Source organism: Mesorhizobium onobrychidis, from assembly GCF_024707545.1.
Lineage (GTDB): Bacteria > Pseudomonadota > Alphaproteobacteria > Rhizobiales > Rhizobiaceae > Mesorhizobium > Mesorhizobium onobrychidis.
This window is the reverse complement of sequence record NZ_CP062229.1, coordinates 4,450,342-4,469,524: the sequence shown is the minus strand read 5'-3', so window position 1 is coordinate 4,469,524 and position 19,183 is coordinate 4,450,342. Positions and strand designations below refer to the sequence as shown.

Here is a 19,183-nt window from a genome sequence, read left to right as displayed (position 1 = left end):
TATTGCTATCGGTGCCGATGTTGGCTGGGGTGAAAACCATACCGCCGGTACAGTAAATTTGAGGGCATTCGGTCATGCGCAAGGGTGCGGAAACGCGCGAACGCATTCTGGAGATCGCCGAGGCCTCGGTGCTCGCCAAGGGGTTCGGCGCGACGTCCATCGAGGAGGTGATCGCCGAAGCCGGCATCACCAAGAGCGGCTTCTTCTATCATTTCAAGGACAAGAACGAACTCGCCCGCGCCTTGATGCTGCGCTACGTCGAGGAGAACGACCGCATCTTCGATGATGTGTTTCACCGCGGCCGGCAGTTGTCCGATGATCCGTTGCAGTCGTTCCTGATCACGCTCAAGCTGCTTGCCGAGCTGATGGGTGATCTGCCGAACGGCCACCCCGGCTGCCTGATCGCGACGTTCACCTATCAGGAGCGCCTCTTCGACCGCAACGTTCGCGACATCGCCTCCGACGCCGTACGCTCCTGGAACGGGCGGTTTCGCGATGCGCTGAATGAGATTGCGGCCGTTTATTCTGCCCGCAAAGGCATGGACCTCGACGACGTGGCCATCATGTTCTCCTGCGTGATTGATGGCGGCATCATCATGTCCCGGGGGCTTGGCGATCCCCGTGTCCTCGAACGCCAGATCCTCGCCTTCCGCAGCTTCGTGAAGATGTTGTTCGCGCCGGTTGTGCCCGACATCATGTTGCCGCCCGCTCACACTGCGGTCGCCGCCGAATAGCTGCGATAGCGGGCGTGTTCGACTCAGGTCGTCAGCGTCGCGACGAGAGCCTGCGCCGCCTTGAGCATTGCGTGTGGCTCGGCGGCGAACACCGCGTCGTGCGCGCCGGCCGCTGCCCATACGCGATCGAAACCGAGCAGCGTTTCGTCGGCGAACGCCGGGATCGCAATCAGATGGCCGATCGGCGCTACGCCGCCGATGGCAAAGCCGGTCTTCTCGCGGATCTGCCGCGGGTCGGCGCGGTTCAGCGGCTCGCCGGTCAGCGCGGCAGCCTTGGCGAGATCGAGCTGGTTGGAGCCGGAGACCAGGAAGAGAAACAGTTTTCCGCTGGCTTCTCCTTGGAAAACCAACGATTTGACGATCTGTGCAACCGTGCAGCCGCATTGCGCGGCGGCTTCCTCGGCGGTGCGTGTCGAGGCACCCATGCGCCTGATCTCGATGTCGAGACCAGAATCGGCTGCTGCCTTGGTCACACGATCAATGCTACCAGCCATGAAGAACCGAACCGATCATGATGATTCAAGAGGGATTTCGATCGTCATACCATCATGAGCAGGTTCGACGTTGGCCGGCGTCTCGGCCATCACCGTGGCGTAGTCGAGCGGCACATGCATATGCGTCAGCACGGCCTTTTTCGGCGCAAGTTTTTCGATCCAGTCGAGTGCCTGACCGAGCGAAAGATGGCTCGGATGCGTCCTGTATTGCAGCGCGTCGATGACCAGCATGTGCAGACCGCGCAGCCGTTCGGCCGTGGCGTCGGGGAAATCACTGATATCGGGGCAATAGGCGAGCCCGCCGATGCGAAAACCAAGCGATATGATGTCACCGTGGATCTGCGGCAGCGGCTCGAGGGTGAGGGCACCCCCCTCGCCTTCGATCACGACCGGCCTGGCGTGGTCGATGATATGGGGCTCGACGATGGGCGGATAAGAACTGCCTAGCGGTGTTTCGAAACAATAGCCGAACGCTTCCTGTAACCGCAGCATCGTGGGCTGGTCGGCGTGGACATCGATCAGATGACGCTGCTCGAGCACGAAGCCGCGCAAATCGTCGATGCCGTGGATATGGTCGGCATGCGGATGCGTATAGACGACCGCATCGATGCGCCTGACCGATGCCAGCAGCATCTGCTCGCGGAAATCCGGCCCGGTGTCGATGACGACTGTGGTCCTGTCCCCGTTTGCCGCTATCCGCTCGATGAGCGCTGCGGTGCGCATGCGCCGGTTCCTCGGATTGGCCGGATCGCAATTGCCCCAGTCACCAGTGATGCGCGGCGTGCCCGGCGATGAGCCGCAGCCGAGAATGGTGAGGCGCAGCCGGTCGCTCATGCGTCAGGCGCTCAGCGCGCTCGGGCGCGGCATCTTCTTGAACAGCCGGAAGAAATTGTCCGTGGTGACATCAGCGATCTCCGCCTCGCTGACGCCGATTGTTTCGGCCAGCACCTTGGCTGTATGCGCGACATAAGCAGGCTCGTTGCGCTTGCCGCGAAACGGTATCGGCGCGAGGTATGGCGCGTCGGTTTCGACCAGCAGGCGATCATGTGGCACATCGACGGCGATGGCGCGCAGCTCGGCCGAATTCTTGAACGTCAGGATGCCGGAAAAGGAAACGTAGCCGCCGAGCGCCACGCCGACTTCGGCCAACCTACGCCCTGACGAAAAACAATGCAGGATGAAGGGGAAGGCGCCCTTCCCTGTTTCGTCCTCGAGGATATCAGCCATGTCGCTGTCGGCGTCTCGCGAGTGGATGACCAGAGGCAGGCCGGTCTCGCGCGCTGCGGCGATGTGGGTACGAAAGCCCTGCGCCTGCGCATCGCGCGGCGCATGATCGTAGAAATAGTCGAGCCCGGCCTCGCCGATCGCCACCACTTTGCGATGAGCGGACAGCCGGATAAGCTCCTCGACAGTCACGTCCAGCTCTTCAGCGGCGTTGTGCGGATGGGTGCCGACAGAGCAATAGACTTCGTCGAAAGATTCAGCGATCTCAAGTATTTGTGGGAACCGCTTCACACGCGTCGAGATCGTCACCATGCGACCGATTCCAGCGGCTAAAGCGCGGGCGACAATGGCCGCCCGCTCCTCTGCGAAATCCGGAAAGTCGAGATGGCAGTGACTGTCGACCAACATCAGGCGCTTGCAACCGTTTGCTCGACATAGCGTGGAAACACCGGTTCCGGCGCTGGCAGAGCCGTGCCTGAAACCAGCGCGTGAGTTTCGACGACATGCGCGAAGTCACGGCTGTCTGCCGGCACCGCCAGCAGGTCGAGCAGCTTCGCCGCCGAAGTCGGGACCACGGGCTGGCAAAGGATCGCGATACGCCGGATCACCTCGGCCGTCGTCCACAGCACCGTTTCCATGCGCACGGGATCGGTCTTCTTCAGCGCCCATGGCTCCTGCCCGGCGAAATAGCGGTTGGCTTCGGCCACCACGCCAAAGATCGCCGCCAGCGCCAGATGGATGCCCTGTTCGGCCATCGTCTTGCGTGCCGTGACAAGGGCCGCACTTGCCTGATCGAGGATCGCCTTGTCGGCACCGTTCAGTTCACCGCGCATGGGCACCATGCCGCCGCAGTTCTTGGCGATCATCGACAACGAGCGCTGCGCCAGATTGCCGAGATCATTGGCGAGGTCGGCATTGGTGCGGTTGACGATCGCCTCGTGGCTGTAGCTGCCGTCCTGGCCGAACGGCACTTCGCGCATGAAGAAATAGCGCACCTGATCGAGGCCGTAGTGCTCGATCATCACGAACGGATCGACGACATTGCCGACCGATTTCGACATTTTCTCGCCGCGGTTGAATAGAAAGCCATGCGCGAACACGCGCTTCGGCAGTTCGATCCCTGCCGACAGCAGGAAGGCAGGCCAGTAGACGGCGTGGAAGCGGACGATGTCCTTGCCGATGACGTGGACGTTCGCCGGCCAGAAGGACCATCTGTCATCGGCCGTATCCGGATAACCGGCAGCGGTGATGTAGTTGGTCAGTGCATCGACCCAGACATACATCACATGCTTGTCGTCGCCCGGCACCGGCACGCCCCAATTGAACGTGGTGCGCGAGATCGACAGATCCTTCAGCCCGGATTTGACGAAGCTGATGATTTCGTTGCGCCGCTCCGCCGGTCCGACAAATTCGGGGCTGTTCTCGTAGAGCGCGAGCAGCCTGTCCTGATAGGCGGAAAGGCGGAAGAAATAGCTCTCTTCCTCGGTCCATTCGACAGGCGAGCCGAGCGGTTCGCGACGTATGCCGTCGTCGCCGACCTTGGTTTCGGCCTCGTCGAAATAGGCTTCCTGCCGCACCGAATACCAGCCGCTATAGCGGTCGAGGTAAATGTCGCCGTTTTCTGCCATGCGTGTCCAGATCGCCTGGCAGGCCTTGTAGTGGCGCTCCTCGGTGGTGCGGATGAAAACGTCGTTCGAACAGCCGGTCGCTTCAAGCATCGAGCGGAAGATCGCCGAATTGCGATCGGCAAGCGCTTTCGGCGTCAGGCCTTCGGCGTCCGCCGTCTGCTGCATCTTCAAACCGTGCTCGTCGGTTCCCGAGACGAAGAAGACGTCCTTGCCGTCGAGCCGCTGGAAGCGGGCCAGCGTGTCGCTGGCGATGACATTGTAGGCATGACCGATATGCGGCTTGCCGTTCGGATAGAAAATCGGCGTCGTGAGGTAGTATTTTTCGCGTGCCATGGATGAGCCGTCATGAATGTCTGAATGAAAGATGTCGGTGAGATATCGTATCGAAACGGCGATTGCCATCCCGATGGGCCGTCACATTCGCATTGCAGAATTCAGGCGGTCGATCATGGTCAAGGCGTGCTGCTTCTTATCGAGATTGTAGGTGTCGGTTTCAGATATAGCGTTCAAAGCCTCGTGCCAAGTATCCGACAGCGCTTTGGCCCGCGCCAGATCGCCCGCCAGCGCGGCCTGGCTTGCACCGGTCGAGAGCAGGTCGAGCGCACGGCGATTGAAGATATCGAACTGGATCGCCTGGTCGCGACCGGCGACCGCCTCCGCGAGGCGATAGGCGCCGGCGACGTCGCTCTTTCTTGCTGTCGCCAGAGCGTCGAGCGTTTCGGCGATTTCCAGCCCGCCATACTGCGTCAACAGGATTGCGGTGCGCGCGCTGCCCCCTGCCCGCTTGGCCAGTGCCGCGCGCTCCGCGGAATCGTCCGGTGGCGGTGGTTCGACGCTCTCCAGAACCGTCATCAGGCTCGCGGCATCGAGCGGCGTCAGCCGCACCATTTGGCAGCGCGAGCGGATCGTCGGCAGAAGGCTGCCCGGCGCATGGACGATGAGGATGAACAGTGTGCGTGCCGGTGGTTCTTCAAGATTCTTCAACAAAGCGTTGGCTGCATTGGCATTCATGTCGTCGGCCGGGTCGACGATCACCACCCGGTAGCTGCCGTCATGCGAGGTCAGCGACAGGAAGCGGCTGACTTTGCGGATCTCATCGACGGTGACGACCGTCTTAAAGCTCTTCGACTTGTCGTTCGGCGGGCGGGTCAGATGCAGCACCGAAGGGTGCGCGCCGGTGGCGATCTGGCGAAACAGCGATGACGCCGGATCGGGAACGGCAAGGACCTCCGGCGCCTGTTCGAACGCCGGATGCTTCAACAGGTGATGCGCCAGGTGAAAGGCGAGCGTCGCCTTGCCGATGCCGACCGGTCCGACAAAGATCAGCGCATGCGGCAGCTTCCCGGAGCGATAGGCTGACGCCAGCATGTTCGCCGCCTGGCCATGCCCGACCAGACGCGGCGTCTCGGATGGCTCCGGTACGCCGTCCAGCGTGTCGTGCTGTGCTGGTGCGATCCGTTCGAAAATCATCCCGGCGCCTGCTTCCTGTGCGCCGGCGTCGTCGTCTCCAGGGCCGCGAATACGGCGGCGGTGACGACGTTCTCCACCGTGTCGGGGTCAGCGGACGCGTCGACGACGATGCAGCGCTCGGGCTCTGCCGCGGCGATCGCCAGAAAGGCTTCGCGGCGGCGCTGATGGATATCAAGCGTTTCCTTTTCGAAGCGGTCGGCGCCGGCATCGGTGCCCCGTCGTGCCGTGGCGCGCCGCAATCCTTCGGCCGGGTCGATATCGAAGATCAGCGTCATGCCGGGCACCATGCCATTGATGGCGACCTTTTCCAGCGCGCCCATGAACACCGGGTCGAGACCGCCGGTGACGCCCTGGTAGACGCGCGAGGAGTCCATGAAGCGATCACAAAGCACAATCGAGCCGCGTTCGACCGCCGGCCGGATGACTTGCTCGACATGGTCGGAACGCGCGGCGGCGAAAAGCAGCGCCTCCATCCTGGGGCCGAATGGCTCGGCAGCGCCGGAAAGCAGGACATGCCTCACCGCCTCTGCGCCCGGCGAGCCGCCCGGCTCACGTGTGACAAGGACATCGTATTTCTTGGCGCGCATCTTACTGGCCAGCCGCTCGATCTGCGTCGACTTGCCTGCCCCTTCTCCGCCTTCGAAGGTGATGAAAAATCCGTATGCCAAAGCCCTTATCCATGCTGCGGGACCGTAATAGTCCTGACTTGAGAAAAGGTCCACGCCGTGGTGCTAAAGCGAGCCGCGTCTGAAGATATGCGACGCGCTTTCGGCCCCTTTCATGCATATCGTGCCCCAAAACCGATGCGCACTTTTGGGCGACATACATTAACGCAGCCAGCCGACCGCCAGTTCCTTAGCGGCATCGAGCGCGCGTTGCGGCAGCGAGCCGACGCCAACCGATTCGGCCGCGAAAAGCGGCGTCTCCTGGCTCAGCGTATCACCGATCCAGACCCGCAGCGCACCCACTGGTTGTCCCTCCTCCACGGGGGCTGCAACCGGCCCGTCATAGACGATCTTGGCGGTCAGCTTGTCGCGGTTGGCGATGGGCAGGAAGATGACCACGGGCGCTTTTGCCTTCAGCGCCACGCCGGATTTCACACCGCCGAAAACCTGGGCCTCGCCGACCACCTCGTCCTTGGCGAAAATCTCGGTCTTCTGGAAGGAACGAAGGCCCCAGTCGAGCAGCTTTCGCGCTTCCTCGGCGCGCTCGCGGTCGCTTGTCAGGCCGCTCATCGCCGCAATGACCCGCCTGCCACTGTGGCTGACCGAGCCGACGACGCCAAACCCGGATGCCTCGCTCCTGCCGATCGCCAGGCCGTCGGCACCGATATCCATCGCCAGCAGCGGGTTGCGGTTCCTCTGGGTGATCTTGTTCCAGGTGAAATCCTTTCGGCCGTAATAGCGATAGAGGTCCGGGTACTCGCGCCAGATATGCAGGGCCAGAAGCGCAAGCTCTCGAACCGTCGTCTGCTGACCGTCGGCCGGCAGACCGGTTGAATTGACGAATGTCGATTTCTCGAGGCCAATCTGCCTTGCGCGCTCGGTCATCTCAGTCGCGAAATTCGCCTCCGATCCCGCAAAACCTTCGGCGATGATGATGCAGCCGTCATTGGCGGCCTGAACAGTCACCCCCTGGATCAGGTCTTCAAGCCGGATCGTTGACTTCAGCTTGGCAAACATTGTCGACGTCCCGGATGGCGCCCCGCCCGTGCGCCATGCGTTTTCACTCACCACGAATGTGTCGTCGAGCGTCACGCGCCCCGATTTGATGGCGTTGAAAACCACCTCCATCGTCATCAGCTTGGCCAGCGACGCCGGCTGAATCGGCCTGTCGGCATCCTTGGAAAACAGCACCGTTCCGGTTTCGGCATCGATCATGAAGGCCTGCGCGGCCTTGGTCTCGAAAAGCTGCGCCGCGGCCGGAGCCAGCGAAAGCAGCAGGAGGCCAAAACCCAGGAGCCCGGCGAGAGGCGCGGCGAAGCGAAATTTCATGAGAGGTTCGACCTGTCAGCCGGCATTTCTGGGGCAAGCTCTACAAGCTATCAGGCTTTGTCCCGGCCGATCAACCGCGCGATGGACAACAGGGCAAAACTTCAGGTTTTGCCGGTCAGTTCCGAACCACGAGCGCGTCCGGTGCGCCATGCGACCATGCCGCCTGCAGCATCTCGTCCAGGCTGCCATGGCCGTCCGGATAGAGGTTGACCGAATGCCAGTCCTTGCCCTCGAATTCGGAGCGCTGGATTTCGGTCTTGCCGAAGCTGGAAAGCCGGGCTGCCACACGCTGCGCCTCGGCGGCATCCTCGAACGAGCCAGCCGCGATAAAGTCCGTGGGCGAAGCGGCCGGAGGAGCTTGCCGCTTCCACGATCGAAGGATTTCGGCAGGCGACATGCCGGCGCCATCCAGCGCGGCAAAGACATTGGAGGCGCGCTGCACGCGTTCGTCCGCGTAAGACAGCGACGCTACGCTGAACGGCGATTGCGCCGGCAGATTGATCTGCGGGCGTTCCGGCACGATCGGCCCGAAATCGGGCAGCGTCACATTCCCGGAGGCCGGCGCCTGCGCCGCAATGACAGGCTGTGCCGATGCGGAATTCGTCAACTGGCCGGGAAATGGAGCGGCGGCGGCCAACGCCGTACTCGGCGATGGTCCATTCATGGCGATCATGACACCGGTGGGTAAGCCGTCCGACGGATCCGGCACCCTGTTGCCTGGATTATAGGAGGCCATCAGGTACCGATCGTCATTGCCGTCAAGCGGCGCCCGGCCGACATATTCGACCTTCACCTTGGCCGTGCCGATATTGGCATAGTCGAGCATTTCGGCGGCGCGCTTCGACACATCGATGATGCGCCCGTCATGGTAAGGACCGCGATCGTTGACGCGCACGATGACCGAGCTGCCGGTCTTCAGATTGGTGACGCGTGCATAGCTCGGCAGCGGCATTGTCGGATGCGCGCCGGTCAGATGTGTCATGTCGTAGACTTCGCCGTTGGCGGTCAGCCTGCCGTGGAAGGCTTCGCCATACCAGGAAGCGAGACCCATCTTGGCGTAGCGTTTGTCTTCCTTCGGATAATACCACTTGCCGCGCACTTGATAGGGCTTGCCGAGCTGGTCGCGTCCGCCGCCACGCTGCAGGCCCGACATCTTGAAGGTGACGCGCGGGCTGGCCTTCACGCCGTATTCGGATTCGGAAAAATATTCCTTGGAGCGAGGTTTCTTGTTGACCATCGCCTTCGGCTGTGGCGGCGCGGCGCAAGCCGCCAGCAAGGCAGCCGACATGGCAAACAACGCGAAAGCGGAAGCGCGACGAAGACGCGGGCGCGCCGTGCTTTGCATTTTTCGATTGTCCCCTCTCAACAAAGGCGCCGCAACTTGACCGTCGGCAGGCCAAAAACCTACTCGACAATGGCAGCGCCACCTTGATTCGCAATCCCTTGTGCACAGGAATTGTTTATCACCGTATTAACCGAATATGGTCGGAACCGGGCGAGATTGTGGCGCAAACCGTCCCGGTGGTCGCGGTAAAAACTCACGGCTTTTCGAGCTTCGGCGCTGCGCTGTTCGTCCTGCTTCAGCCCCGCCGTCAAAGCGCCCATGCCCAGCCGTTGGCAGGAACAGGCAACGGCCGGTTGACAGGACTTCGTCGGGCGCACTAGAGCAATGAAGCGCGAACGCGATCTCCAGGCGGCGCAGCAGTGCCAACAGGTATGAGTCGAGATCAGGACGAGCATCCAAGTGGTTGAAAAATCACGATGGAGGGATGGCCGAGCGGTTTAAGGCACCGGTCTTGAAAACCGGTGTCTGATGGCGAACAATGCCTTGTAACACAAGGGTCATCGCTGAAAAGGAGGACGAAATCTGCCCCAAATCTGCGCCCGTTCGGCAAGCGCTGGCGCAGATAACAGTGGAAGGGTGGCCGAGCGGTTTAAGGCAATGGTCTTGAAAACCATCGAAGGCGCAAGTCTTCCGCGGGTTCGAATCCCGCCCCTTCCGCCAATTCTTCTGTGCCATCGCACAGCCCTTGCTAGTTCCCTCACGGCGGTATGCGGTCGTTGCCCCCGATATGAGTTAACCCTTGTTTGGGGCACCGAATTTGTAAACCGAAGGTCGGCGGTTCGATCCCGTCCGGGGGCACCAGAGCAACTCATTGACGCGACTATATTTTCTGGCGTTTGGTAAAGGTTCCCGACGCGCCTCTCACCATCTTTTCCAATGCACTTTGCAGCAATTTTGCAGCAGCGCGGTCGACTTGGCGCAAGGCGAACTTTGCTGTTTTGATCTGGAAGACCGCGAACCGTCTGGTCATCACCTTCGCAAAATCGATATGTTCGTGGCGGCGGCATCACGAGACGGTTACTAAGCCACACAGGTATCGGCCGCCATCGACTCGGTCCGCCCCGATGCGTCTAATGACTGGCGGGTTCCATGCGGGCGCGACTGCGCCGCTGCGGTCATTTTCCGTGGGGCACGGTCGAAACGCTGGGTTCAGTCCAGCCGGCCTTACGCAGGCCATCCATGTAGGCGTCGCTGATGCTTTCGAGAAATTGGAAGCGGCGGAAGACGGCGGCGGGATCGCGGTTGAACGCCGGCGCCTGCTTAGCCAGCGTGGCCAGCGCCTCCTGCGCCGCGGCGTGGTTTCCGAGGGCGCCGTGGGCGATGGCAAGGAGCGACACCCCGGTGGGGTCCCCAGCCGCCGAATGCTCGGCCGAGGCGAGCATTTCGCGATAGCGACCCTCGAGATAGAGGTGGATCGTGGTCATATCGTAGTACCAGCCAAGTGGGTCGATGGTCCGCTCGATCGCGCGCTCGCTATAGGCAAGACCCTCGTCCCAGCGGCCGCGAACGGCCAGCCGCCAGCCAAGCTGCGCCAGCGTATCGGGATCGTTCGGGTTGAGCGCCAGCGCCTGCCGCTGGATGCGCTCCGACTCGTTGAAGTTGCCGAGGTGGTACTGGACTGCCGAAAGCGCCCGCAGCGCGACCACGTTCTCGGGGCCGATCGCGACCGCCCTGGAGGCAAAGTCGAGCGCCTGGCTCAGTTCGCGCGGGACCTCGGCTTCGGGCACGAAGCCGAAGCGGGCGGCATCGAGGTGCAGCCAGCCGAGCAGAGCCCAGGGCTCGGCATAGTCCGGGTCGCGCTCGACCGCAGCCTCGAGGCATGCCAGGACCGGCTGGCGAAGCTCGTCCCGGAAGGTGCGGCGGTACGTGTAGGCCTTCAGCACGCAGGTGTAGCTGGCCATGTTAGGCTCGACGCCGCCCGACAGGCGGGCCGCCATGTCGCTGTTGACGACGCCGTAGGGCTGACCCAGCACCGCCGCGATGCTGGCGGCGAGCTCCGCCCGGACGCCGAGCAGAGCGCCCGCTGTCCGCGCCCGGTCGTAGGTTTCGCTCCATATCACACGGCCCGTCTGCGCGTCGTAGAACTGCGCCGCCACCCGCACGGTCGCCGCGTCGGAACTGACGCTGCCCTTGACGACGTAGCCGACCCCGAGGTTACGACCGAGCGTTACCGGGTCGGCCCGCGCGTCCTGGCCGAAACTCGCCGGCACGGAATAGAGCCTGAACCCCTCGAACCGCATCAGGGCGGTGATGAGCTCCTGGGTCACGCCGGCAGCAAGGAAGCGGTCGTCCTCCCCGGCGCTGAGCGTCTCGAAGGGCAGGACGACAACGGCCGGACCGCGAACTGGCTCAGCACCCGACGGCGATGGGCTGCGGAGCCACAGCCACAGCCCGCCGGCCGCAGCGAGGACCACGACGGCGAGCAGGCCGGCCAAGACGCCCCGGCGGCGCCCGGCTATGCCGGCACCGCCCGCCTCGTCGGCGGCCGGCGCTGCGCCAATTGCCCCGACTACCGTCCCACCTCTGGGGTCGGGTTCGGTGTTATCCGACGGCGGTGCCTCTGTCGGCGCCTGGTGCCATTTGAAATGTGGAACGTACTGGCCTTTCGGAATGGTGATACGAACGGGATCCCGCGCGCCGGCATCGACGTAGTAGCTGTCAAGGTCGCGCCGCAGGCGTCGGGCTTCGAAGCGGACAACCGACTCGGACTGCGAGCCGAACGTCCCGTCGTGGCCAAAGACCGCACGCTCGAGCGAATAGCCCTTCAGCCTGTCGGCATGTCCCGCGAGCGTCTCTTCCACCAGGTACCGGAGGAAGGCCCGCCGCCGCGGGCTCGCCTGAAGAGTCGCACTGTCAAGGATACGTTCCAACTGTAAGCGGATGTCGGCCGGCGGTGGACCGGGTGATACCGGCCCGCGACCCGAGGCGTCGGATGCTGGTGTCATAAACACCCCTCCCCAAGCCGACCCTTTTCCAGCGAAACTACGAGCGGTGGAAGATAGCTGATCGCACGAAGCAAAGGAAGCGCACGGATTTGGCTAGCCTACATCGATGACACTTGTGTGACGTCCCTGGTGCTGTCCCGCTGGCGGGTCAGCCTGTCGTGCCCGCCCCCAAAGATGGGGTGCGCACATGTGCGCACCCGTGCGCACCTTCCGCCCTGCAGACTTCAGAGCAATGATACCCCGGTGCAACGACCTCGCTAACAGGGCGGAGCAAGTATGTGGCCAGGGATCGCCGCCGTCGTGACCAGATTTCCAGAGCGCGACCGACTTCGTTCTCTGCGGCTGCCGCAGCCGGCCAGCACATCAACAGCAGATTGGCGGCAATCCATACGAGCGCAATGCCGGCGCGTCGATTTGATCCTTGATAGGCACGTGGTGCCTGGCAATCGCGCGCTTCTCCAACCGGGTCGCGCAGCATGACGGATGTCCCCTCGTAGGCCAAGTTCTTAGCTGGGAAAGTAGATCGGGCAGCGTTACCGCATCTGCACCTGAACAACTTCCCCAAAGGACAATATCACCATGCGTTAGCTAGGGGCTACCGTGGCGTCAGCTTGAGCGCCCCGACTGGTGACGGGAGGTCGCTCAGGCTCGAAATCGTGCCGTGGGCGGTGGCGAGGCATCTATCCGTAAGCAACCAGAGGAGAGGGAAATGAGTCGTAGAATCCTTGACTGCAGCATTGGGATACTGACCGCTGCGACGGTCCTTTGGGGCGCGCATGCGCCGGCACAGGCCCAGGATGCGCAAAAGCCCAACATCCTGTTCATCATGGGTGATGATATCGGCTGGATGCAGCCCAGCATCTATCATCAGGGCCTGATGGTCGGCGAAACGCCCAACATCGATCGCATCGGCCAGGAAGGTGCGAAATTCATGACCTACTATGCCGAGCAGAGCTGCACTGCTGGGCGGACCGCCTTTATCACCGGCATGCAGCCGGTGCGCGTCGGCATGGTCCTGCCGGAAATTCCCGGAAGCCCGTCCTACCTGCGGGCCGGCACGCCTCACCTCGCCAGGTTCCTGAATGATCTCGGCTACTCGACAGGCGAGTTCGGCAAGAACCATCTCGGAGATACCACCGAATCCCTGCCGACCGCACACGGGTTCCAGGAATTTTGGGGCTACCTCTATCACCTCGACGCCATGCAGGGGGTGAGCTTCCCCGACATCAACAAGAGCCCGACTGAGCAGGGGATCGCGCCACCTTGCATGAATACACCGATCCCAGGCCTGGCTGAGGTTCCGGGCGCGGTCGATCCCAAGACAACGACCTGCCTGACGCCACCGCGTCCAATGCTCGCGTGCACATCCTCCGACGGATCCCCGGCAAATCAATCCTGCAAGGACGAGGGTCCGCTGACGCTGGAGCGGTCAAAGACCATTGACGAGGAAATCTCTGCCAAGGTCGTCGACTTCCTCGACCGTAACGACCCCAAGCAGACCAACAAGCCGTTCTTCGTCTGGTACAACCCGGCGCGCATGCACATCACGACGGTGTTGCCTGACAAATATCTGAATATGATCGGCGAGCCCGGCGGCAAGGACTGGGGCATGAACGAAGCCGGCATGAAGCAGATGGACGACAACATCGGCGTCGTCCTCAAGAAGCTGGAAGACATGGGCCAGCTCGACAACACCATCGTCGTCTTCACCACCGACAACGGAGCAGAGACGATCACCTTCCCGGATGGCGGCACCACCCCGTTCAAGGGCGGCAAGCTCAGCACTTGGGAAGGCGGCATGCGTGCCCCGCTGGTCGTGCGCTGGCCTGGGCACATCGAGCCCGGCACGGTCAAGAACGACATCTTCTCGTCGCTCGACTGGGTGCCGACGCTCGTGAACATCGCCGGCGGCCCGAAGGGTGACGGATTGAAGAAGGAGATCGAAACGGGCAAATATCCGAATGTCGTCAAGACCACTCTCGACGGCATCGATCAGCGCGACTTCCTGGAAGGCAAGTCGCCATCCGCGCGCGACTCTTTCCTGTACTATTCCGGCAAGGAGCCGTCGGCGGTCCGCTACAAGAACTGGAAGATGTATTTCGCGATGGTATCAGACGATCCGGCTGGCTTCATTGCCGGTGTAATGCCCTTTGCCTGGACCCAGGTCGTCAACATCAAGCGCGATCCGTTCGAAACTTCGGTCGGACAGCAGATCAAGACAATCACCGGTATGGGCGGCTCCATCGCGTCACCGTCCACCGCCTACGTCTATGACTGGAACATCCTGCCCATCGGCCAGCAGTTGTGGCTGAAGCATCTCGAGACCTACATCGCCTTCCCGCCGCTCCAGGACCCTGCAAGCTACAATCTGGAGCAAGTGATGGCGCAAGTCCGGAGCATGAAGACAGGTCACGACTGACCCGCCATGCCGGACGCCCCACTTCGAGGGGCGTCCGGTCGCGCGTCAGCCTGGCTGCGCGCTATACAAACTGGCCCTCGGCTCACGCGTTGACAAAGCCATCGACCTCGAGGAAGCGAGATGAAAAAACCGATAGCATTTGGTTTTGCAGCCGCGATAACCGTCGCCATCGGCCTCGCATCCAGCATGAGGCCGGCGACTATGTGCGATGGTTCATCGAACACGCTTTCGTCCTCGTCCCGGCGCAGTCAGTTGTCGCGCAGCATCTGGCGAGCTTCCAGGAGTTTCCGCCCCGTCAGGCGCCCGGCTCGTTCTCGGTGGAGCAGGCCATGGAGAAGCTCAGGAACCCGCCGTCGAGCAATTAGCTATGCAAACTGGAAACAGATTTTTCCAGAGAAGTAGAACCATGGTTTCGGGTTTCGATCAGGGTGAAAACCGCAAGGACAGTACCGGCGAACTCAAACGCGAAGGACAACTGCAATGAACAGGACCCGCATCACAAGCCTTGTGGCTTTTGCTGGAGGTCTGGCGCTGGCAACAACCGGAGCCATGGCCCAGGACGCCGCCAAGAAGCCGCATGTGCCGCTCGAAAAGACCATCGGCGAGGTTACCCCGACCGGCCCGGTGCCATCGCTCGCCGTCCTCAACTCGGAGGGCGCCAAGCTGGAGGGCGGCAAATTGATCATGACAGGCGTATCCAAGAACTCGATTGTATTCGCCGACCGCCCGATCCGGGCCGCGGGGCATGTCATGACAGAGCAATTCATCATGCAGTGGGATGAAGGCAAGGACAACTTCGCCATCGATCCGCCGAACGCGACTGTCTCGGTGCTTGGCGGCGACGGGTCGGATGTAAGCGATGCGGTCGTCACCCTGAAAACCCCGAAGCTCGAAGGAACAACGCTCACCTTCGACGTCGCTGTCCTCGAAGGAAATCTGGATGGTGCTGTTGGGCCGGCTGCGCTTTTCATCGATCGCTTCGGCGGAGGTTTTGGCGGCGGTGGCTTCCACGGCGGTTATGCGCATGTCGGTGATGCCACCTTCGCCCATGTCGGTGGATGGCATGGCGGCGGGTGGCATGGCGGCAGTTACTGGCATGCTCCGGTCTATCATGGGGCCTGGTATGGCGGCGCAGGCCTTGCAGCGGGCGCGGTGGCTGGCGCTGCCATTGGAGCCGCGGCGACCGCTCCCTACCGCTACGGCTACCCCTACTATGGGGACCAGTGCGGGTATTATCCCTATCCGCCGTGTTACTAGGAAGAACAAAGGGAACCTCGCATGGTCTTGCCCGAAAGGTCTGCAACTTGTTGCTTCGCTGGCTTCGGTTCGGGACCATGCGTACCCAGCAGATGACCTCACACCATTTAGATTTTCGATCAGATTTATGAGTTCACGACCTGAAGGGAGAAATGACAATGGCCCACCTCCGCAGCGCATGTCTTGCACTGATCGTCGCACTGGTCCCTCTCGAAGCCAATTCTCAGGACTCAACGCAAGCCGGCAGGCTGTCGTGTGACGTGTCTGCCGGCATCGGAATGTTCGTGGTCGAAAAGCAGACACTTTCGTGCGTCTTCCAAGACCGGGGCGGAAAGGTCGAAAACTACACCGGGTCAATCGATCAGTTCGGCGTGGCGCTCGGCGAGGTTGCGGAGGGTCATCTGATCTGGGGCGTGATTGCTGCCAGCAGCGGTGTTCCGGCGGGGGCCCTGGCCGGGACCTATTCGGGAGTGGGCGCAAACGCGTCGATTGGCCTCGGCGCAGGCGCCAACGTTCTCGTCGGCGGCAGCGGCCGTGCCTTCTCCTTGCAGCCTATCTCTGTCGAGGGCCAGACGGGCATCAACATCGCGGGCGGGGTCACCACTATGACGTTGAGGGCCGCTCCCTGAGAACGGCGGACCGAACCCGATGAAGCCAGGAGCCTGGTGATTCAGGCGCCTGCCTTGGCTCACATCCAGGAGGAGATGGCAAAATGGATAGGTTCCAACATCCTGTGATCAGCCGCCGTACATTCTTTGCGGCACTAACCGCCATTCTGGTTCCAATTGCTGTTGCTTGCACCAGCCTGATCGCGCGAGCGCAGGATGACCCGTTGCCCTCCTGGAATGACGGCGTGGCGAAGAAGGCGATCGTCGAGTTCGTAGAGGCGACGACCAAGGAAGGCGGCGCGACGTTTGTACCGGCCGAACAACGGGTCGCGACCTTCGACCAGGACGGAACGCTCTGGGTCGAACACCCGATGTACAGCCAGGTCATCTATTGCCTGGACAGGGTGCCGGACCTCGTCAAGGCAAAGCCCGAACTAAAGGATGTCGAGCCGTTCAAGACCGTGCTGACAGGGGACCGCGAGGCGATCGCCAAGCTGCCGATGCACGAACTCGAAAAGCTCCTCGCGGCCACGCTCACGGGGATGACAACTGATGAGTTCAACGCCGAGGCTGCGAAGTGGACCGCAGCCGCCAAGGATCCGCGCTGGAAGCGTCCCTATACCGAGCTGACCTACCAGCCGATGCAGGAAGTCCTACGCTACCTGCGTGCCAACGGCTACAAGACCTACATTGTGACCGGGGGCGGGCAGGACTTCGTTCGCGTCTATTCCGAGGCAACATACGGCATCCCGCCGGAGCAAGTCGTGGGGACGGCTGGAAGTACCACGTATAGCTATGGCGAAGACGGCAAGCCGATCCTGACCAAGGAGCCGAAGCTTCTGCTGAACGACAACAATGCCGGCAAGCCAGAGGGCATCCATCTGATGATCGGGCGGCGTCCGGTTGCGGCGTTCGGAAATTCGACCGGCGACCGGGAGATGCTGGAATACACCATGGCCGGAGACGGTGCGCGGCTCGCCATGCTGCTGCTCCACGACGACGCCGAGCGCGAGTACGCCTACGGTCCGGCCCAGGGCCTGCCCGACACCAAGGTGGGCGCATTCCCGCAGGAACTCTACGACGAAGCAATGAAGGACGGCTGGATCGTCATCAGCATGAAGAAGGACTGGAAGCGCATCTTCGATTTTGAGTAGCGCGCGAACGGCTAGCATCGGCCGAGATGATCTCAACGGGCGAGGTCGCCTGAAAGCCTGGGAGGGACGCTATGCGTAGAATTCTGCTTGCCGTCGTCGTCTTAGCCCTGCTCGGTGTGGCGGCAGGGGCCGCCATCTACAAGATGTTCCCGGCTCAAATGGCCAAATATGGCGGAATGGCGTTCAACTTCTACCGGAGCTTCGACGCCCCGAAGGGCACGCTGGCGACGGAGGCGAATCCTGAGCATCAGGGCGGTTCGACGGCTAAGGCGCCGCGCTCGAACGGAACGCCACAGGCGCCGGCGGCGGGCGCGGACTGGCCGAGCTATAACCGCACCGTGACGTCAGACCGCTACTCGCCGCTGACGCAGATCACCCCCGGGAACGTCGGGCAGATGAAGGTCCTCTGCACCTACGACACCGGCGTCCTCACCGTCTTCGAAACCGGCCTGATCATGGTGGACGGGGCGCTGATCGGCACCACGGAGTTCGACATCTTCTCGCTCGATCCGGCGACCTGCGCCGAGAACTGGCGCACACACGAGGACATTCCGCCGAGCATTTTGGGGGTCAACCGTGGCGCCGCCTACTGGGACGGCATGCTGTTTCGCGGCACCCAGGACGGACAGGTATTGGCCTATGACTTCAAGACCGGAAAGCGGCTTTGGCAGACGACGATCGCCGATCCGAGCATCGGCGAGACAGTGCCTGCCGCCCCGATCGCCTGGGACGGCATGGTGTATGTCGGCCAGGCCGGCGGCGACTACAAGGGCGTGAAGGGTCGCATGTACGGGCTCGACGCCAAGACCGGCAAGATCGTCTGGGAGTTCTACCTCGTGCCCTATCAGGAGGGCGACCTGGTCCGCGGCCCGCTCGGGAAATCGCCGCGCACCGAAGCGACCTGGAATACGAAGCCCGGCATTCCGATCAGCGGCGGCGCGGTCTGGACGTCGACCACCCTCGACCCGGAGACCGGCTCGCTCTATGTCCCCGGCGGCAACCCGGCGCCGGACTTCGCCGTCGGGGTGCGCGAGGGCGTCGCCGGAGAGGCTGCGAACCTCTATTCCGGCTCGGTGGTCATCCTCGACGCCAAGACCGGCGACTACCGCGACCACTACGACATCAGCCCCGATGATTGGCACGACTGGGATGTGTCGAACCCGCCGATCCTTGTCAGGACACAGGGCGGCAAGGACCTGGTCGTGGTCACACCCAAGGACGGTCACGTCTACGGCATCGACCGCGCTACCGGCGAGCGACTGTACAGGGTGCCGGCGACAACGATTGAGAACGTCGAGGCTCCCTTCGTGGTGGGCAAGTCGGTGCGGTTTTGCCCCGGCTCGGTGGGCGGCGCGGAATGGAACAGCCCAGCCTATGATCCGGCGACCAATCTCGTCCTGGTTGGCGAGGTCGACTGGTGCTATGCGGTAACGCTCGAGGACAGGCACAAGCTCGAGACAGCGCCGATGGGGGTTCCCTGGTCAGGCATGTCGGCGCTGAATCCGTTCAACGATTTCGGCCACCCTCTTGAGGGCGACGAGGACTGGCACGGCTGGGTCTATGCCATCGACGCCGATACCGGCCAATGGGCTTGGCGGGCCAAGCTGAACTACCCTGTCCTCAGCGGCATGACCCCGACGGCGGGCGGCGTCGTTTTCTTCGGTGACGTCGACGGCAATTTCTACGCGCTCAATGCAGCGACCGGCGAGAAACTCTGGGGTGAGCATATCGGCGGCGGCATCGGCGGCGGCGTCATCACCTACACCGCCGACGACAAGCAGAAGGTCGCGGTGGCGGCTGGCTTCACCTCGCCGATGTGGCCGACGAAGGTCGTGAAGGCCAAGGTCGTCGTGCTGGGCCTTGACGGCGCCGAGGCGAGCCCGTGACCTGCATAAAAGAACTGAGGGAGAT

Annotated in this window: 17 protein-coding genes and 2 tRNA genes; 9 read left to right on the top strand and 10 right to left on the bottom strand. The window is 62.5% G+C overall.

From position 1 onward, the window contains the following. The first annotated feature begins 74 nt into the window (after positions 1–74). Complete coding sequence (locus IHQ72_RS22200) at positions 75–734, top strand: TetR/AcrR family transcriptional regulator (RefSeq protein WP_258117251.1); 660 nt, start codon at positions 75–77, stop codon at positions 732–734. 23 nt (positions 735–757) lie between these two features. Here the strand turns inward: IHQ72_RS22200 and IHQ72_RS22195 are convergent, their stop codons facing one another. The 8 genes from IHQ72_RS22195 to IHQ72_RS22160 form a co-directional block, all read right to left on the bottom strand. Next, positions 758–1,228, bottom strand: a complete 471-nt coding sequence (locus tag IHQ72_RS22195) for a YbaK/EbsC family protein (protein WP_258117249.1) — start codon at positions 1,226–1,228, stop codon at positions 758–760. Positions 1,229–1,243: 15 nt separating this feature from the next. Beyond that, the gene (locus IHQ72_RS22190) at positions 1,244–2,062 is read right to left on the bottom strand and encodes an MBL fold metallo-hydrolase (RefSeq protein WP_258117248.1); all 819 of its coding nucleotides are present in this window, start codon (positions 2,060–2,062) and stop codon (positions 1,244–1,246) included. A gap of 3 nt (positions 2,063–2,065) precedes the next feature. Next, positions 2,066–2,860 (bottom strand): TatD family hydrolase, encoded by a 795-nt coding sequence (locus IHQ72_RS22185; protein WP_258117246.1) that lies wholly within the window; start codon positions 2,858–2,860, stop codon positions 2,066–2,068. Continuing rightward, positions 2,860–4,413: a methionine--tRNA ligase gene (metG, locus tag IHQ72_RS22180; RefSeq protein ID WP_258117244.1), complete on the bottom strand. Its 1,554-nt coding sequence runs from the start codon at positions 4,411–4,413 to the stop codon at positions 2,860–2,862. Before metG ends, IHQ72_RS22185 begins: the two co-directional genes overlap by 1 nt. Positions 4,414–4,494: 81 nt before the next feature. After that, a complete protein-coding gene (locus IHQ72_RS22175) occupies positions 4,495–5,550 on the bottom strand; it encodes a DNA polymerase III subunit delta' (RefSeq protein ID WP_258117243.1) in 1,056 nt (351 codons plus the stop codon). Beyond that, a complete protein-coding gene (gene tmk / locus IHQ72_RS22170) occupies positions 5,547–6,218 on the bottom strand; it encodes a dTMP kinase (protein ID WP_258117241.1) in 672 nt (223 codons plus the stop codon). Before tmk ends, IHQ72_RS22175 begins: the two co-directional genes overlap by 4 nt. 159 nt (positions 6,219–6,377) lie before the next feature. Continuing rightward, entirely contained in the window at positions 6,378–7,544 is a 1,167-nt protein-coding gene (locus IHQ72_RS22165) for a D-alanyl-D-alanine carboxypeptidase family protein (RefSeq protein WP_258117240.1), read from the bottom strand. A gap of 115 nt (positions 7,545–7,659) precedes the next feature. Then, positions 7,660–8,889, bottom strand: a complete 1,230-nt coding sequence (locus IHQ72_RS22160) for a septal ring lytic transglycosylase RlpA family protein (protein WP_258117239.1) — start codon at positions 8,887–8,889, stop codon at positions 7,660–7,662. Between the two features lie 421 nt (positions 8,890–9,310). On the opposite strand from IHQ72_RS22160, the gene IHQ72_RS22155 reads away from it, so the two are divergent. Next, positions 9,311–9,431 (top strand) — tRNA-Ser (locus IHQ72_RS22155). Between the two features lie 28 nt (positions 9,432–9,459). Then, positions 9,460–9,549 (top strand) — tRNA-Ser (locus IHQ72_RS22150). Between the two features lie 160 nt (positions 9,550–9,709). On the opposite strand, the gene IHQ72_RS22145 is transcribed toward IHQ72_RS22150, so the two are convergent. Together IHQ72_RS22145 and IHQ72_RS22140 are read right to left on the bottom strand one after the other, a co-directional pair. After that, positions 9,710–9,859 carry a hypothetical protein gene (locus tag IHQ72_RS22145; protein WP_258117238.1) on the bottom strand — a complete coding sequence of 50 codons (150 nt, stop codon included), beginning with the start codon at positions 9,857–9,859 and terminating at the stop codon, positions 9,710–9,712. A gap of 145 nt (positions 9,860–10,004) precedes the next feature. Then, positions 10,005–11,759: a tetratricopeptide repeat protein gene (locus IHQ72_RS22140; RefSeq protein WP_258117237.1), complete on the bottom strand. Its 1,755-nt coding sequence runs from the start codon at positions 11,757–11,759 to the stop codon at positions 10,005–10,007. 901 nt (positions 11,760–12,660) lie between these two features. Between IHQ72_RS22140 and IHQ72_RS22135 the strand changes: the two genes are divergently transcribed. The 6 genes from IHQ72_RS22135 to IHQ72_RS22110 all read left to right on the top strand — a co-directional run bounded on the left by IHQ72_RS22135 (position 12,661) and on the right by IHQ72_RS22110 (position 19,158). Then, complete coding sequence (locus IHQ72_RS22135) at positions 12,661–14,253, top strand: arylsulfatase (RefSeq protein WP_258123906.1); 1,593 nt, start codon at positions 12,661–12,663, stop codon at positions 14,251–14,253. Between the two features lie 203 nt (positions 14,254–14,456). Next, positions 14,457–14,618, top strand: a complete 162-nt coding sequence (locus IHQ72_RS22130; RefSeq protein ID WP_258117235.1) for a hypothetical protein — start codon at positions 14,457–14,459, stop codon at positions 14,616–14,618. A gap of 115 nt (positions 14,619–14,733) precedes the next feature. After that, positions 14,734–15,510 (top strand): hypothetical protein, encoded by a 777-nt coding sequence (locus IHQ72_RS22125; RefSeq protein ID WP_258117233.1) that lies wholly within the window; start codon positions 14,734–14,736, stop codon positions 15,508–15,510. Between the two features lie 158 nt (positions 15,511–15,668). Further along, positions 15,669–16,139, top strand: coding sequence for a DUF992 domain-containing protein (locus tag IHQ72_RS22120; protein WP_258117231.1), 471 nt, complete (start codon positions 15,669–15,671; stop codon positions 16,137–16,139). Positions 16,140–16,222: 83 nt separating this feature from the next. Further along, positions 16,223–17,272: an HAD family hydrolase gene (locus IHQ72_RS22115; RefSeq protein ID WP_258117230.1), complete on the top strand. Its 1,050-nt coding sequence runs from the start codon at positions 16,223–16,225 to the stop codon at positions 17,270–17,272. 71 nt (positions 17,273–17,343) lie between these two features. Further along, positions 17,344–19,158 carry a pyrroloquinoline quinone-dependent dehydrogenase gene (locus IHQ72_RS22110; RefSeq protein ID WP_258117229.1) on the top strand — a complete coding sequence of 605 codons (1,815 nt, stop codon included), beginning with the start codon at positions 17,344–17,346 and terminating at the stop codon, positions 19,156–19,158. The last annotated feature ends 25 nt before the right edge of the window (positions 19,159–19,183 follow it).

Bases quoted from the DNA above. Each gene is read 5' to 3' on its own strand.
- IHQ72_RS22200 (WP_258117251.1), top strand. From the start codon at position 75: ATGCGCAAGGGTGCGGAAACGCGCGAACGCATTCTGGAGATCGCCGAG.
- IHQ72_RS22110 (WP_258117229.1), top strand. From the start codon at position 17,344: ATGCGTAGAATTCTGCTTGCCGTCGTCGTCTTAGCCCTGCTCGGTGTG.
- IHQ72_RS22195 (WP_258117249.1), bottom strand. From the start codon at position 1,228: ATGGCTGGTAGCATTGATCGTGTGACCAAGGCAGCAGCCGATTCTGGT.
- IHQ72_RS22120 (WP_258117231.1), top strand. From the start codon at position 15,669: ATGGCCCACCTCCGCAGCGCATGTCTTGCACTGATCGTCGCACTGGTC.
- IHQ72_RS22115 (WP_258117230.1), top strand. From the start codon at position 16,223: ATGGATAGGTTCCAACATCCTGTGATCAGCCGCCGTACATTCTTTGCG.
- IHQ72_RS22145 (WP_258117238.1), bottom strand. From the start codon at position 9,859: ATGACCAGACGGTTCGCGGTCTTCCAGATCAAAACAGCAAAGTTCGCC.
- IHQ72_RS22185 (WP_258117246.1), bottom strand. From the start codon at position 2,860: ATGTTGGTCGACAGTCACTGCCATCTCGACTTTCCGGATTTCGCAGAG.
- IHQ72_RS22175 (WP_258117243.1), bottom strand. From the start codon at position 5,550: ATGATTTTCGAACGGATCGCACCAGCACAGCACGACACGCTGGACGGC.
- IHQ72_RS22165 (WP_258117240.1), bottom strand. From the start codon at position 7,544: ATGAAATTTCGCTTCGCCGCGCCTCTCGCCGGGCTCCTGGGTTTTGGC.
- IHQ72_RS22160 (WP_258117239.1), bottom strand. From the start codon at position 8,889: ATGCAAAGCACGGCGCGCCCGCGTCTTCGTCGCGCTTCCGCTTTCGCG.
- metG (WP_258117244.1), bottom strand. From the start codon at position 4,413: ATGGCACGCGAAAAATACTACCTCACGACGCCGATTTTCTATCCGAAC.
- IHQ72_RS22135 (WP_258123906.1), top strand. From the start codon at position 12,661: ATGGGTGATGATATCGGCTGGATGCAGCCCAGCATCTATCATCAGGGC.
- IHQ72_RS22125 (WP_258117233.1), top strand. From the start codon at position 14,734: ATGAACAGGACCCGCATCACAAGCCTTGTGGCTTTTGCTGGAGGTCTG.
- IHQ72_RS22190 (WP_258117248.1), bottom strand. From the start codon at position 2,062: ATGAGCGACCGGCTGCGCCTCACCATTCTCGGCTGCGGCTCATCGCCG.